This window comes from Pseudomonas sp. I2 (genome assembly GCF_040984075.1).
In the GTDB taxonomy this organism is placed as follows: Bacteria; Pseudomonadota; Gammaproteobacteria; order Pseudomonadales; family Pseudomonadaceae; genus Aquipseudomonas; species Aquipseudomonas guariconensis_B.
On record NZ_JBCGFQ010000032.1, the window covers coordinates 1 to 13911 of the forward strand.

Consider the following 13911-nt stretch of genomic DNA (forward strand, 5'->3'; position numbering starts at 1 on the left):
CCGAACTCAGCAGTGAAACGATGCATCGCCGATGGTAGTGTGGGGTTTCCCCATGTGAGAGTAGGTCATCGTCAAGATTCATTTCGCAAAACCCCTATCTGCGCGAGCAGGTAGGGGTTTTGTCTTTTAGTAGAGAGACCAGAGATTCGCTGGCACGTCCTCCACGACGGTCCGGCACACAGAATTTCTTGACGACCATAGAGCGTTGGCACCACCTGATCCCATCCCGAACTCAGCAGTGAAACGACGCATCGCCGATGGTAGTGTGGGGTTTCCCCATGTGAGAGTAGGTCATCGTCAAGATTCAAATCCAAAGCCCCTGTCCGCGATGCGGACAGGGGCTTTGTCTTTTCCGGCCCTACGCCATTGTCGCCTTGCGCGCTTTCCCGATCCGGCGTGCCTGCAACTTGCGCCACCAGATATAGACCCCGGTAAACGAGAGCACCGCTATCGCCACGCCCAGGATGGCGATCAGCACCTGGCCGGTCGTTCCGATGATCCGTCCACCATGGATGGGTAGCTGCAAGCGATAGAACTGTTCGCCCAAGGTCCCCTGGCCCGCTATCTCCTGGCCCAGCAAACGCCCATCGGTGCCGTGGAAGAACAGCCAAGACTTGCCGTGGGCATCGGTGTCATGCTGGCCGAAGCCGGCGCCATAGAAGTTGTACTCGAAGCTGTAGTAGAGCTCGCCGATCGGTGCGGACAACCCAAGCCTTGCCCCTTCCTCCTGGGCCCTCTGGTAGGCCTGTTGATAGGTCAGCAGGGTCACCCCCAGTTCGTCCTTGGGCATTGCTCCACGGGCCTCGTAGACGCTTGGCGCGACGGGTGAGAACAAGGATACGGCGGGCTTGAACACCTGTGCCGGCAGGTTCATCGCCACGCTGCTGATGGCGATGGGTAACAGCAGCAGCCACAGCCACAATCCGCCGGCCCTGTGGATATCCAGGTTCAGGCGATAGGCGTGCCCGCTCTTGATCTTCCAGGCGGTCGCCCATTTGCGCCAGAACGGCCGCCCGCGGGGCAGGGTGAGCAGCACGGCGATGAAGCAGTCCAGCACCCAGAGGATGGCCACCACTCCCATCAGCAGGATGCCCCAGTTGCCTGGCAGGGTCAGGCTGTAGTGCAGCTCCAGGATGAACGGCATGAAGTTCTCGCGAGAGAAGCAGCACTCGCCCCAGTAGCGCTGGCCGAGGGTCTCGCCGCTCACGGGGTCGAGATAGAACACCGTGTTCTTTTCGGCATAGGGCTGGTCAGTGCGCGGGTCGTTGCGCGGCACCATGGCCAGCAATGCGGAATGTCCGGCTTCCTGTGGATATTCCATGTACCAGACCTGCAGGCGCGGATGCTCGGCTTGCAACTTGTCCACAAGCGCGCCGGGTTGCTGCGGCGTGCCGAGCGCCGGCGCTTCATAGAAGCTGGGGTTGAGCCATTCGTCCAGCTCGTGGTGGAAAGCCAGCAGGCTGCCGGTGAGGCCAGCCAGGGCCAGGAACACAGCCGTCACCAGGCCCAGGTAGCGGTGCAACAAGACATAGCATTGACGCATCGGTCGGGACTCCAGGAAAAACGCCAGAAACGAAAAAGCCAGCACCTGGTTTCAGGCGCTGGCCTCGAGCACATGGAGGGAGTGGTCAGAACTGGTAGCTGACCGTGGCGCTGACATTGCGCTCCTCGCCCATATAGCAGTAGTTCAGGCTGGCACAGGAGGCGATGTAGCTCTCGTTGGTCAGGTTGTTGGCGTTCAGGCGCACATCCACGCCCTTGAGCCCGACCTTGCCCAGGTCGTAGCCGACCGAGGCATCGAACAGGGTGTAGGAGGGCACCTTCATGCTGTTCTCCGCATCCACCCAGCTGTAGCCGACATAGCGCACGCCGCCGCCCAGCCGCAGGCCGTCGAGCGGGCCCTGGCGAAAATCATAGTCGGCCCACAAGGAGAACATCTGCTTCGGCGCCTGGGTCGGCGAGTTGCCCTTGTTGTCGAGGTTGCCCGACACCAGACTGGGCATCGACTTGGCGTACTCGACATCGGTGAAGGTGTAGCCGCCCAGTACCCTGAGGTTGTCGGTCACCTGTACGTGGGCCTCCAGCTCCAGGCCCTGGGAGCGCACCTCGCCGACGGCGCGGTAGAACTCTTCGTCCGGTTGCTTGGACGCCAGGTTCTCTTGCTCGATGCGGAACACCGACGCCGTGAACAGGTTGTCGCTGCCCGGCGGCTGGTACTTGATGCCCGCCTCCCACTGGGTGCCCTCGGTCGGCGCCAAGGGGCGGCCGTCCTGGTCGGATACGGTGTTGGGGTTGAACGACTCGGAGTAGCTCACATACGGCGCGATGCCGTTTTCGAACAGGTAGAGCACCCCGGCGCGGGTGGTGAACTTGGAGCGATCATCGCTGACCCTGCTGTCGGTGTCGCGGTTTTCCTCGGACACCTTCACCCAGTCCTGGCGCAGGCCGAGGGAGAAGCGCCACTGGTCCAGTTCGACGAGGTCCTGCAGGTACACGCCGGTCTGCTGCAGGCGGCGCAGGTAGCGGTTTTCGCCGAGGACCTGCAAGTTGCCGTTGCCGTACTGCGGGTTGCCGGCATCCAGCGGATCGACAGTGCCATAGCGCCAGGCCACATCCGCCTTGCGCCGCTGATAGTCGGCACCGAGCAGCAGGGTGTGCTTGGCCGAGCCTGTGAAGAATTCCGCCTGGAGCATGTTGTCGACGATGAACGAATGCAGGCGCTCGTCACCGCCGGTATAGGCGCGGTTGAGGATCGTGCTGGTACTGTCTGCCCAGCCGGCCGAGTAGACCTGGTCCATCGACACGTCCGAGTCCTGGTAGCGGAAGTTCTGGCGGGCCGTGAAGACATCGTTGAAGCGATGCTCGAACTGGTAGCTGAACGACTGTTGGGTACGCTCGTAGTTGTCGATGTCCGGCTCGCCTTCGAAGAAGTGATCGGACAGGCGCAGGCCGTTACGCGGGTGCAACATGCCGTCCGCCGGGTTGCCGCCGTGATAGCCGCCATTGGGGTCGTGCTGCAGGTAGGCCTGCAAGGTCAGCGAGGTGTCCTCGCTGAAGTCGATGCTGACGGCCGGCGCGATGGCATAGCGCTCTTCCTTGTTGTGGTCGAACTGGGTGTCGGAGGCATCTGCCAGACCCGTCAGGCGGTAGGCGATGCGCTTGTCGTCGTCCAGCGGGCCGCTGAAGTCGAAGCCCATGCCGCGCTGGCCCTGGGTACCGACCGTGGCCTGGACCTGGCGATATGGGTCGAACAGCGGTTTCTTGGTGGTCAGTGCCACCAGGCCGCCGGGCGAGCTGCGGCCGTAGAGCACGGAGGAGGGACCCTTGAGGATGTCGATGCGCTCGAGGAAGTACGGGTCGACCTGCATGGTGCTGTAGGTGCCGTTGTCACCCATGGACTTCAGGCCATCGACGTAGATGTTGTCCACCGAACCATCGTTGAAGCCGCGCATGGCCACGTAGTCGTAGCGGTGGGTGGCGCCGTAGGGGTTGGTCAGGACGCCCGGCGTGTAGCGCATGGCCTGTGCCACGGTCTGCGCGCCCTGGTCGTCCATCTGTTGGCGGGTCACCACCGAGACCGACTGGGATGTCTCCAGCAGCGGCATGCTGGTCTTGGTGGCGACCTGGCTGTGGGTGGCGTTGTAGCCCTCCATACTGCCTAGCGCGTTACCCAGGGTGAAGCTGCGGATATCGGTGCTCGGCAACGATAGCGCCGCGTCTTCCGGCAAGGGATGCAGCACATAGCTGCGGCCATCCTGGCTGACAGCCTCGAGCCCTGTGCCATTGAGCAACTGGCGCAAGGCCTGGTCGGTGGAGTAATGCCCCTGCAGGCCGGGCGACTCTAGTGCGCCAGTCAGTTGCGGGGTGCTGGACAGGGTGATGCCAGCCTGGCGGGCGAACTGGTTGAGCACATCGTCGAGGTTGCCGGCAGGGATCGCATACTGCTGGCTGACCTCGGTCGGCTCCGCGGCCTGAACCAGCAGCGGCGCGCTGCCGAGGCCGAGGGCCGTGCCGAACAGCGCGGCGCGTACCGCCTTGCCAAGGCGAGCTGAATTGAGGACAGGTCGAAAATCATTCGTACTCGCGAGGGGCAGCGAGGGCAGAGCGTCAGGCATGGAGAATATCCGTCGGGTCGAAAGGGCTGGTAGGAGTCGCTTACTGTCCTAGCCGGACGCTCGAGAAAAACCCGCCAGAAAAATCTGCAAAAAAGAGCAGACTCACCCCATCCGCTCCACCCGGACCCACCAGCGGGTGCGTTGGTGGAGCCTGACCGGCAGTGTCTGTGGCAGCAACTCCAGCAGCCCGTCGGTGTCTTCCAGGCGGAACACACCAGACAGGCGCAGGTCGGCGACTGCCTCGCTGCAGCCGAGATAGCCGTGGCGATACCGGCCCACTTCGGCGAGGAAATCGGCCAGGCGCATGTCACGGGTGACGATCAGCCCTTCGGCCCAGGCGCTGGCATCCATGGCTTGCTGCTCGACCTGCTGCGCGCCCTGGGTATCCAGACGCCAAGCCTGGCCGCTGGTGATCCACTGCAACTGGCCATGGCCAGGGCGGTGGATGGCCACTTTCCCCTGGCTGACGCTGACCCGCGTGCAATCGGCGTCCTGGCGTACCACGAAGCGTCCGTCGAAACCCTCCAGCAAGGCATCGCGGGTTTCCACCAGCAGGGGACGTCCCTGGCCTTGCAAGGCATTGCAGGTGAGCATCAGCTCGCCCTGCCTGAGACGAATGAGCCGCTGCCGCTGGTCGAAGGCCAGGTCCGCGGCGCTGCGGGTATTGAGTTGCAGCAGCGAACCATCCGGCAGTTGGAAGCTGCGGCGCTCGCCCGTGCCGGTGGCGTAGTCCGAGGTCCAGGCGTGCAATGCATCGAGGTCCTTGCCCAGCCAGGCTGCGGAGCCCACTAGAGCGACCCCGCCCAGCAGCTTCAGGGCCTGGCGCCGGTGCAAGCGACGCTGGCTGGTCTCCAGGGTCCGCAGGGCCACACCGGCGGCGGGGAGGGCGCGCAGGTCAAGGTCCTGGTGCAGGCTGAGCACCCGTTGCCAGGCCAGTTCATGTTCATGGTGGGTGCTGCGCCATTGTTCGCATTGCTGCGCCAGCGCCGGGTCGTGACCGCTTTCGCGCAGCCTCAGCAGCCAGTGGATGGCCTGCTTGACGACCTGTGGCGGGGGATGTGCTGGGCCCATCGTCTCAGCAGCCGTCTTCGTAGCGCAGCAGGTAGCAGTGGTACAGCGCCTCTGCCACGTAGCGTTCCACGGAGCGCAGGGAGATGCCCATCTGTTCGGCGATCGCCTTGTGGCCCAGCCCTTCGCACTGGGCCAGCAGGAAGGCGCGGCGGACCTTGGGCTTGAGACCGTCGAGCATGTGCGCGATGCGTTCGAGCAACTCCAGCATCAGTTCGCGGGTTTGCGCTGACGGTACCTGGGCTTCCGGCAGGTGGGCCAGGGCCTCGAGATAGGCGCGTTGCAGCTCTTCGCGCCGCCAGTGATCGATCACCAGGCCCCGGGCGACCGTGCGCAGGAAGGCGCGTGGGGCGCTGAGTTCCAGCTGCTCGCGTTGTAGCAGGCGCACGAAGGTGTCCTGGGCCAGGTCCGCCGCGTCGGCGGCGTTGCCCAGTGTGCTGCGCAGCCAGTTGTATAGCCAGCCGTGATGATGGCTGTAGAGCGTGTGCACGGAGTCTCTGGAGGGCATGGAGAGGCGCTGGCGTCAAAGGGTATGAATGATAATTAGTCTCATTGTTTGCGGGCTGGCATTATTTTGCAACTGTCACTGATCGATATCGAGCCTGGGGAGACAGGGCTGCCTTGCAGCCCATCGCCGGCAAGCCGGCCGCCACAGATACTCCACCAGGCCCGAGGGCAGTGGTGAACCTGGGAGCCGGCTTGCCCGTGATAAGGCCGGTACAGACGCACCCCATCTGTCTCATGTGGCCTGTAGCCAGCCGAGCTGCATTCAGCTCAGCAGCGTGCGCACATTCCCCATCGCCTCATCGGCAAAACCCTGCAGGAATGCCTGGAACCCAGGCAGCGCCTCGGCGCCGCCCTCCCAGGGTTCGGCCTGGATGGTCCAGGTGGCCCGGCTGTGCTGGCCATCGAGCGCCTCGACCTGCATCGCCGCCCACAGGTTGCCGATGTTCAAGCTGGTGTAGATCAGGCTCCAGGTCATGGTCATGGCTTGCTCGTCGCGTGAATTCAACTGTTCGATGACCACGTTGCCATCCTTGAACAGCTTCTTGCGTACCGAGCGCACGCCACTGCCGGTCATGTCGATGTGCGACAGCGCTGGGATGAACACCGGGAAACCGGCGAAGTTGCCGACGATGTTCCACACGCTGGCGGCCGGGGCGGCGATTTCCACGCTGGAAACCACCTGGCAGCCATGCGGATTACGGATCAGGGTATCGGGTTCGAGAACGTGCATGTCGTGTTGCTCCTGTCGTGAATGAAGGGGGTCAGATGAAGCCGATGTCGCTCAGGTAGCGGCAGCCACGACGCAGCAGCTGCGGCGTCTTGGCCGGGTAGCTGGCGCCCATGCGCCGTACCCCCGCGCGGGCGTTGTGGTGCTCGATGGCGCTGATATCGCCGATGTCTTCCTCGAAGCCATCCAGGTAGAAGCCCAGGACCTCGAACAGCGCGTTGTCGCGATCGACATGGCCGAGTTGGCGCTGCCACTGTCGGATACCCACCAGCTCGAACACATGGCCCTGCGCGCGGAATGCCGCCAGGTAGTCGCGCCAGCGCAGCGGCTCGGGGTTGTGCAGGTTGAATACCCACTGCCGAGGCTGGTGGCCGCTGGCGTGGAAGGCGATGAAGCGGGCCAGGAAGTCGACCGGCATGAGGTCGAAGTCGATGTCCAGATCCGGCACCTGGCCCAGTTGCAGCGAGCCTTTGAGCATCAGCATCAGGCGATTGTGTTGGGGTTGGCAGACGCCGCTACGGCTGTCGAAGGTGATGTTGCCCGGGCGGAACAGGTTGACCCATACGCCCTGCTCACGCGCCCGTTGGAGGATCCGCTCGCCGACCCATTTGCCCAGGTTGTAGCCATTGCGGATGTAGACTGGCGGCGTCGCTGCCGGGCCTTGCTCCAGCACGCGGCCGTCACTGGACACCGCGCTGCAGGCCGAGAGGGTCGAGACGAAGTTGAAGACCTTCTTGCGCTTGCCTTCGCACAGGCGCAGGCACTCGAACAGCGGCTCGATGTTGTCGGCGGCCAGTGCCTGGTAGTCCAGCACGTGGTTGACCTGTGCGGCGTTGTGCAGCAGGGCGCCGTATTCGCGGTCCAGGTAGTCGTAGTCCTGCTGGCACAAACCCAGGCGCGGTTGGCGCAGGTCGGCCTCGAACACCCGTATGCGGCCCCGGTCCAGGGTCAGGCGATTGTCCGCCACGGCCTGGGCGAAACGTTCGGCGGCGCCCTGGCCATCGCGGCTGCGCACCAGGCAGGCCACCTCGCTGGCTCCCCAGTCGAGCAGCGCCTCGACCAGGTGCACGCCGAGGAAACTGTTGGCGCCGGTGACGATGACCTTGTGCACATCACCCAGGCACTCCACGGGTAGCACCTCCAGGCCCAGCTCGCGATTGGCGTCCTGCTCCAGGCGCACCAGGGGCGTTGCCTGGTCGCGCCCGGTACCGTCGAGCAAGGCGCCCAGGCGCTGCAGGGTCGGCTGTTCGATGAAGTGGTTGATCGCCACACCCTGGTCGAACTGCTCGCGTATCTCCAGCAGCAGGCGCGAGAGCAGGATCGAGTGGCCGCCGAGGTTGAAGAAGCTGTCGTCGATGGAAATGTCCGCCTCCGGCAGGTCCAGCAGGCCACTCCACAGGCTGCGCAGGCGTTGTTCGGTGGGCGTGCGCGGCACGACCCGATGGCTACCGGGCAGGGTGCGCGGCAATGCTTGCAGGGCGTGTCGGTCGACCTTGCCATTGGCCGTGTAGGGCATCCGCTCCAGCACCTGGTAGAACGTTGGGCACATGTAGTCGGGCAAGTGCTGCTCGGCATGGGCGCGCAGGGCCGTCTCGGCGTCTTCCCGGGCCGGTTGTGCGGTGAAGGCCAGGATCCGGCGCTGGGCGTCGATCACTACCGCGACCTGGGCGAACAGGTGACTTTCGCGCAGGCAGTGCTCGATCTCCTCCGGCTCGACCCGGAAGCCACGGATCTTCACCTGGTTGTCACGCCGGCCGCACAGTTCGATGCCATCCACGCCCCACTTGGCGATGTCCCCGGTGCGATAGGCGCGCAGGCACTGGCCGTCGGGCAAGGCCAGCTCGACGAAGCGCTGCGCGGTCAGGGCCGGGTTGTTCAGGTAGCCCAGGCCCACACCCGGGCCACTGATGTACAGCTCGCCCGGGGTCTGCTCGGGCACTGGGCGCAGGTCCTGGTCGAGGATCAGCACCTGGGTGTTGGCGATCGGTGTGCCGAGGTTGCGATTGCTGTCGCCAGCAGCGAACAGCCGGGTGGTCGCCAGTACCGTGGTTTCGGTCGGGCCGTAGATGTTGTGCATCCGGCACTGCGCGGCCAGGCGGGCGATGACCTCGGGTTCGCAGACATCGCCGCCGGTGACCAGGTGGCGCAGGCCCAGCTGCTCGTCACGGGGCAGGATGCTCAGCAGGGCCGGTGGCAGGAAGGCATGGCTGACCTCCTGGGCATGGATCAGCCGCACCAGCTGTTGCGGGTCGCGGCGCTGGTCGTCGCTGGGGATCACCAACTGCGCTCCGCAGGCGAAGGTCGGCAGGATGTCGAGCAACGAAGCGTCGAAGCCGATGGTCGAGAACTGCAGCACGCGACTGTGGGCGTCCAGCGATACGTGCTCGGCGTACCAGGTCATGAAGTGAGCAAGGTTGCGCTGGCTGAGCAGCACGCCCTTGGGCTGGCCGGTGGTGCCGGAGGTGTAGATGGCCACGCATGGCGCATCCGCCGAGGCCTTGCGCAACTGCAATGAGGGCAAGGGATGTCCGTGCGACTCGCCCAGCGTGCGTACATCCAGGCCGGGCAGCCCCGGCTGGTCCTGGCCGTCATGCAGCAGGACGCAGGCGCCGGCATCCTCGAGGATGCGCTGGCGCCGTTCGGGCGGGGTGGCCGGGTCCAGTGGCAGGTAGATGGCCGCGCAGCCGAGTACCGCCAGCAGGCTGGCATAGAGTTCGGGCGACTTGGCCATGCACACCGCGACCACTGCAGGCTGTCCATCGGCCTCCGGCAACAGGGGCAGCAAGGCGCGCTGGATACCGACGACGCGGGCATGCAACTGGTGATAGCTGTGATATTGGCCGTCACGGTTGAGGGCAGGGTGGTTGGCGAACTGGCGCAGGCGCTGTTCCAGGCCTTCCACCAGGCCTGCCCCGGCCTGCTCCAGCAGGTCGGCGCGCTGCGTGTGGTTGAACGGGTGCCGGTAGGCCAGCGATTCCAGCCACCCCAGGTCATGTTCGCGTTCTTGCAGGCCGGGGCCGACCGTGGGCGCCTGTTGCAGGTACTGGGGATTGCGGGCGAAGCGGGTGACCTGCAGGGCCAGTAGCTCGCGCAGCGCTTGCAGGGCGTCTTCACGCAGCTGCTGGCCATTGCCGGAGGCTGGCGGCTGCAGCGGCACCCACTCGATCAGGCGCTGGGTGCTGGCACTGGCGCACCAGCACAGCAGTTCCAGTCGCGGCAGTGGTTCGGCGCAACGGGCGCCCAGGCGCAGCCTGAGCAGCGGTGTGCCGCCCAAGGGCTGCCAGATGGCGCTGTCCAGCGCCAGGGTGCCGTCTTCTACCACCAGCAGTGACCTGGCCAGGGACAGGGCGTCCGGGATTTCGACCAGGGTCGCGCCGTGGCCGTGTTCGTCGAGCATCTTGGCAAGCTGGCGCAATGCGGGGCTGGTGCCCACCAGGAGTATGTCGAGGCGTCTCATGGCGGTCTCCTCAGGGCAGGTAGTCGCGCAGCGCGGTTTGCACGCAGGCCGACTCGAGCATCGAGCTGCTGCGCAAAAAGCGCAGGATGTTGCCCAGCAAGGGGTGCTGGTGGTTGATCGGGTAGGCCAGCGCCCGGGCCTCTTCGCGCAGGGCCTGGCGTACCGCCTGGCTAACCGGCAACGCATCGATCAGGCTGAAGTCGAAGGCCTGCTGGATGTCGCTGGTCAGGTACTGGCCGAGAAACACCGGCAAGACCTGCGCGATGGCCTCGCGATCGGCCTGCGGCGCGGCCTGCCAGTAGATACGCGCCAGGCGTGCCCAGAAGCTGGAGTGACGCCCTTCGTCGAGCAGATGGTCGGCCATCAGCCCCTTGACCGAAGGCTTGACCGTGTCATCGCGGGCGAAGGCGGCGACATCGTCGGTCAGGGTGTTCTCGGCGATGCCCACGCAGATCAATTCCATGGCATCGCGCAACACCACTGGCACCTGCGCCAGCGCCGCGGGGATGGCGCGGCTCAGCTCGATCTCCCGAGGCAGGTCGATCGGTTCGATGCCAGTCAGGGCGATGGTCTGCTGCAAGAAGTCCATGGCCACCAGGGCGTGGTAGTCCTCGTCCACCACCACGGTCATGGCGTCGTAGCGGCAGGCGAAGGGGAACGGCACGGCGAAGCGGTCCTTGGCGATGCGCCGGGCCGTGCGGTCGACGATCTCGGTTTCGAAGATCACCACGTCGTTGATGAACTTGTAGAGGCTCTGCACCAGCACGAAGTCGCGCAACTGCGGGCATTCGCGTTGGAAGGTGGCGCCGAGCACCAGGGGCTGGCGGTTCAGCGGATAGATGAGCCGTTTATCGTCTTCCACCCGCCGGCGTGGCCGGGTACGGATGGTCGCGCGTTCTTCCCAGGCCTCGGCGAAGGAGCGGTATTCGTGGGCTTTCATGGCGCGACCTCGGCGATTTCCGCCTGCAGGGCGGCACGCAGCCGGTCCCACAGGGCCATGCGGCTGTCCACGGCGGCGATGGCCGCCTCGTAGACCTCTTGCTGACGCTGCGGATCGTGCGCGACCAGTCGTGCCAGCAAGTGCTCGGCCGCCGGGCCGTGGTCCTCGGCGTCGACCTCGATGTGCCGTTGCAGGTAGTAGCGGAAGGTTGGCGCCTGGTCGCTGCCGATGCCCCAGGCGTCGAGGATCTGCTGGAACATCGTCGGGATCACGCTTTCCCGGCCATGCAGGAAGGCGGCGGCGACGCGATGGGCAGGCGCCTGCAAGGCGACCTGCAGGGTGTCGCTGACGAAACGCCGGGCCGCTTCGCTGGCGCCTGCGCGCTGCAAGGCCGTGGCAGGGTCGACGCCTTGTTGCTGCAGCTCGATGAAGCGTTCGATGGCCTGGGTGCTGGCGCCGACTTCGCGCATGGCGTCCAGGTACAGCTCGAAATGGCTGTAGTGGCCTTGGCCCAGACGGTCATCGGACTCCTCGCCCAGGACGATCTCGTTGATCAGCCTGGCAGCGGCCGGGTCGGCCGGCGGCAGCCAGGGCAGGCTGACGCAGGTCAGCTCCCGTTGCAGGCGCTTGGTCAGCGACATGAAGTCCCATACGGCGAATACATGGGTTTCCATGAAGCGGCGCAAGGTATCCAGCGAGTCGATTTCGGAAAATAGCGGGTGCCTGGAAAGTTCGGCTTTCTTGTTGGAAAGTGTGCTCTTCAATGTGCTCATGGCAAATGTCCATAACGAGGTGGCATCGGGTGGATTGTTCCTGCGTGTCGAGCGTCGACGTTTATTCAGGCGAGCGAATGCCTCGATTGAAGTTTCGATGCTGAGCGATATGCAGAAGGCCTGCAGGGCATGAGCGCCTTGGTTTCAGGGTGCATGGCTGCTGGCGTTTGAAAAGTTAGAGCAAACTTAAAGTTGTGCGCAATCGTTTTTTTGATATTTTTATTTTTTCAACTTTATTGGCGAAAAGAGCGTGTCGATAAAACTTCTGGAAAGTTTTATTGGGCACGAGTGTACTCCCTCCGATAAATAAGATCGGAAAAACTTAAAAGAGTGAATGCCTCACTCGGGAGCACTGGTGAACTGGGATATGGGGTATTCGACTATCGAGGGGGCGGCTGATGCTTTTCGGCGCGTGCCCCGGTGGCAGACTCCTTCTGCAGGTGGGAGAAAGGCGAACGATCCGGCCTGCCAGATGGCGATCAGCGACCGTTGCCGGCCCTAGAGTGTGCCGAAACGGCTGGGGGTGCCATGGTCAATGGCAGAAAGGCGGGGGAGTCGTAGGAGTGGGCAAGCGCCAATGCTGGTCGCAGCCATCATTCGGGGCTGCGAAGCGGCCCAGGAGGACAACGTGCCAAGCCCCACACCGGGGGCGTCCGTCAGTTGGCCGGCTGCTTGTCGAGGTAGTTCCTGATGGTGCGCGCCGCATTGTTCAGGTGGCGCTCCAGGACCCTGATGGCTTCGTCCACCAGTTTGTCGCTGGCCGCATCCGCCAGGGCGATATGGTCGTCCTGGGTCAGCTTGCCCAGCCCCATCGAGGACAGGTGGAAGCGCAGGAAGCGTTCCTCCTCGTTGAGTTCCACCTCGATCATGCGCAGCAGCTTCTGGTTCTTCGCCTTGCTGTAGAGCGCCATGTGGAACAGGCGATTGAGACGCCCGATCTCGGCATGACGGGTCTCATGTTCCAGCTGATGGATATAGCCACGGGCGAGGGCGATGTCGCTGGCATCGAGCAGCGGGATCGACTGACGCAGGGCCTCGGACTCCAGGAGCACGCGCAGCGCATAGGTGTCGACCGCATCCTCGCCGATCAGCGGCGCGACCACCGCTCCCTTGTGCATGACCACCTGCAGCAGCGATTGCGCCTCCAGTTGACGCAGCGCCTCACGCACCGGCATGCGGCTGACGCCGAACAGCGTGGCGATCTCCTGCTGGCGCAGGGCGGTGCCTGGCGGCAGACGGCCGTCGAGAATGGCGCTGCGCAAGCGTTCCTCGATCACGCTACGCGCCAGATGCGGTGGTACCTGTTCGCTGCCCAGCACAGTACTCAGGAGTCTGGTTTTCTCGGCCACGCGGGGTCTGCCTCGATGATGTCCAAGATTGGATCCAATTAAACTAGTTATTCGCGAGAGGGGTGTCAAACTGTCACGATGACAAGCACGCCACGTGCCAGGAACGTGCAGCTATCGTGAAGGAAGTCGTTGGTCAAAGGAAGCCGTACATTCCCTTCGATGGTTGGGAAATTCATCCCACCTCGTTCGTCGAGCAGTGATTGTACGGTGCCATTGTCTTTTCGTCCCCCAGGCAGCACCATCGCTGCTTTCGATTGGTCTGAGCAGGTCTTCGCAGTGGCGATACCCCGGATGCTCACACTGGCCGCACGGCGTCTCGGCCTGGCCCTGTTGCTGGGTGGCCTGCTGCTGGGCGGCCTGCGTGCGGAATGGGACTTTTCCCAGATCAGCCGGCGTGCGCAGGGGCTCTATGGCCCCCTTGGCCCTGGCCAGGCACGCATCGATGCCTGGCAGGCGCTGTTGTCCACCCACGGGCAGGGCAGCGAGATGGCGCGCCTGCAGGCGGTCAACCGCTTCTTCAATCAGCAGCTGCGCTACGTCGAAGACATCGACCTGTGGCGCGAAGTGGACTACTGGGCCACGCCCATCCAGGCGTTGCTCAAGGGGGCTGGCGATTGCGAGGACTACGCCATCGCCAAGTATTTCAGCCTGCGGCGCATGGGCATCCCCCGCGACAAGCTGCGCATCACCTACGTCAAGGCGCTGCAGCAGAACCGGGCGCACATGGTCCTGACCTATTATTCAAGCCCACAGGCCCAGCCGCTGGTCCTCGACAGCCTGATCGACGCCATCCGGCCGGCCAGCGAGCGTACCGACCTGTTGCCGGTGTATGCCTTCAACGGCGAGGGCCTGTGGCTGACCGGTGCCTCCGGCAACCGGAAGGTCGGCGACACCAAGCGCCTGTCCCGCTGGCAGGATGTGCTGAAGAAAATGCAGGCCGAAGGGTTCCCGGCCGAACCGGTCTACTGAAGGAGC

At 64.4% G+C, this 13911-nt stretch carries 10 protein-coding genes and 1 rRNA gene; 2 read left to right on the forward strand and 9 right to left on the reverse strand.

The window, feature by feature from the left end:
- The first annotated feature begins 187 nt into the window (after nucleotides 1-187).
- A 5S ribosomal RNA gene (gene rrf, locus WCE05_RS17000) occupies nucleotides 188-303 on the forward strand.
- A gap of 55 nt (nucleotides 304-358) precedes the next feature.
- On the opposite strand, the gene WCE05_RS17005 is transcribed toward rrf, so the two are convergent.
- The 9 genes from WCE05_RS17005 to WCE05_RS17045 form a co-directional block, all read right to left on the reverse strand.
- Nucleotides 359-1543, reverse strand: coding sequence for a PepSY domain-containing protein (locus WCE05_RS17005; RefSeq protein ID WP_225787712.1), 1185 nt, complete (start codon nucleotides 1541-1543; stop codon nucleotides 359-361).
- An 85-nt stretch (nucleotides 1544-1628) separates the two neighbouring features.
- Nucleotides 1629-4115: a TonB-dependent siderophore receptor gene (locus WCE05_RS17010; protein ID WP_225787711.1), complete on the reverse strand. Its 2487-nt coding sequence runs from the start codon at nucleotides 4113-4115 to the stop codon at nucleotides 1629-1631.
- 102 nt (nucleotides 4116-4217) lie between these two features.
- Nucleotides 4218-5186: a FecR domain-containing protein gene (locus WCE05_RS17015; protein ID WP_253091487.1), complete on the reverse strand. Its 969-nt coding sequence runs from the start codon at nucleotides 5184-5186 to the stop codon at nucleotides 4218-4220.
- A 4-nt stretch (nucleotides 5187-5190) separates the two neighbouring features.
- Nucleotides 5191-5691, reverse strand: a complete 501-nt coding sequence (locus tag WCE05_RS17020) for a sigma-70 family RNA polymerase sigma factor (protein WP_225787709.1) — start codon at nucleotides 5689-5691, stop codon at nucleotides 5191-5193.
- A gap of 261 nt (nucleotides 5692-5952) precedes the next feature.
- Nucleotides 5953-6420, reverse strand: coding sequence for an SRPBCC family protein (locus tag WCE05_RS17025; protein ID WP_225787708.1), 468 nt, complete (start codon nucleotides 6418-6420; stop codon nucleotides 5953-5955).
- 31 nt (nucleotides 6421-6451) lie between these two features.
- Nucleotides 6452-9874: an amino acid adenylation domain-containing protein gene (locus WCE05_RS17030; RefSeq protein WP_368816203.1), complete on the reverse strand. Its 3423-nt coding sequence runs from the start codon at nucleotides 9872-9874 to the stop codon at nucleotides 6452-6454.
- A gap of 10 nt (nucleotides 9875-9884) precedes the next feature.
- On the reverse strand, nucleotides 9885-10814 hold the full coding sequence (locus WCE05_RS17035) for a diiron oxygenase (RefSeq protein ID WP_368816204.1): 930 nt from the start codon (nucleotides 10812-10814) through the stop codon (nucleotides 9885-9887).
- Entirely contained in the window at nucleotides 10811-11587 is a 777-nt protein-coding gene (locus tag WCE05_RS17040) for a DUF3050 domain-containing protein (RefSeq protein WP_368816205.1), read from the reverse strand. Before WCE05_RS17040 ends, WCE05_RS17035 begins: the two co-directional genes overlap by 4 nt.
- Before the next feature lie 656 nt (nucleotides 11588-12243).
- Nucleotides 12244-12936, reverse strand: coding sequence for a GntR family transcriptional regulator (locus WCE05_RS17045; RefSeq protein WP_225787704.1), 693 nt, complete (start codon nucleotides 12934-12936; stop codon nucleotides 12244-12246).
- A gap of 207 nt (nucleotides 12937-13143) precedes the next feature.
- On the opposite strand from WCE05_RS17045, the gene lapG reads away from it, so the two are divergent.
- Nucleotides 13144-13905 carry a cysteine protease LapG gene (gene lapG / locus WCE05_RS17050; protein WP_225787703.1) on the forward strand — a complete coding sequence of 254 codons (762 nt, stop codon included), beginning with the start codon at nucleotides 13144-13146 and terminating at the stop codon, nucleotides 13903-13905.
- Nucleotides 13906-13911 lie beyond the last annotated feature (6 nt).

Coding starts and splice junctions, on each gene's coding strand:
- WCE05_RS17005 (WP_225787712.1), bottom strand. CDS start 1,543: ATGCGTCAATGCTATGTCTTGTTGCACCGCTACCTGGGCCTGGTGACG.
- WCE05_RS17010 (WP_225787711.1), bottom strand. CDS start 4,115: ATGCCTGACGCTCTGCCCTCGCTGCCCCTCGCGAGTACGAATGATTTT.
- WCE05_RS17015 (WP_253091487.1), bottom strand. CDS start 5,186: ATGGGCCCAGCACATCCCCCGCCACAGGTCGTCAAGCAGGCCATCCAC.
- WCE05_RS17020 (WP_225787709.1), bottom strand. CDS start 5,691: ATGCCCTCCAGAGACTCCGTGCACACGCTCTACAGCCATCATCACGGC.
- WCE05_RS17025 (WP_225787708.1), bottom strand. CDS start 6,420: ATGCACGTTCTCGAACCCGATACCCTGATCCGTAATCCGCATGGCTGC.
- WCE05_RS17030 (WP_368816203.1), bottom strand. CDS start 9,874: ATGAGACGCCTCGACATACTCCTGGTGGGCACCAGCCCCGCATTGCGC.
- WCE05_RS17035 (WP_368816204.1), bottom strand. CDS start 10,814: ATGAAAGCCCACGAATACCGCTCCTTCGCCGAGGCCTGGGAAGAACGC.
- WCE05_RS17040 (WP_368816205.1), bottom strand. CDS start 11,587: ATGAGCACATTGAAGAGCACACTTTCCAACAAGAAAGCCGAACTTTCC.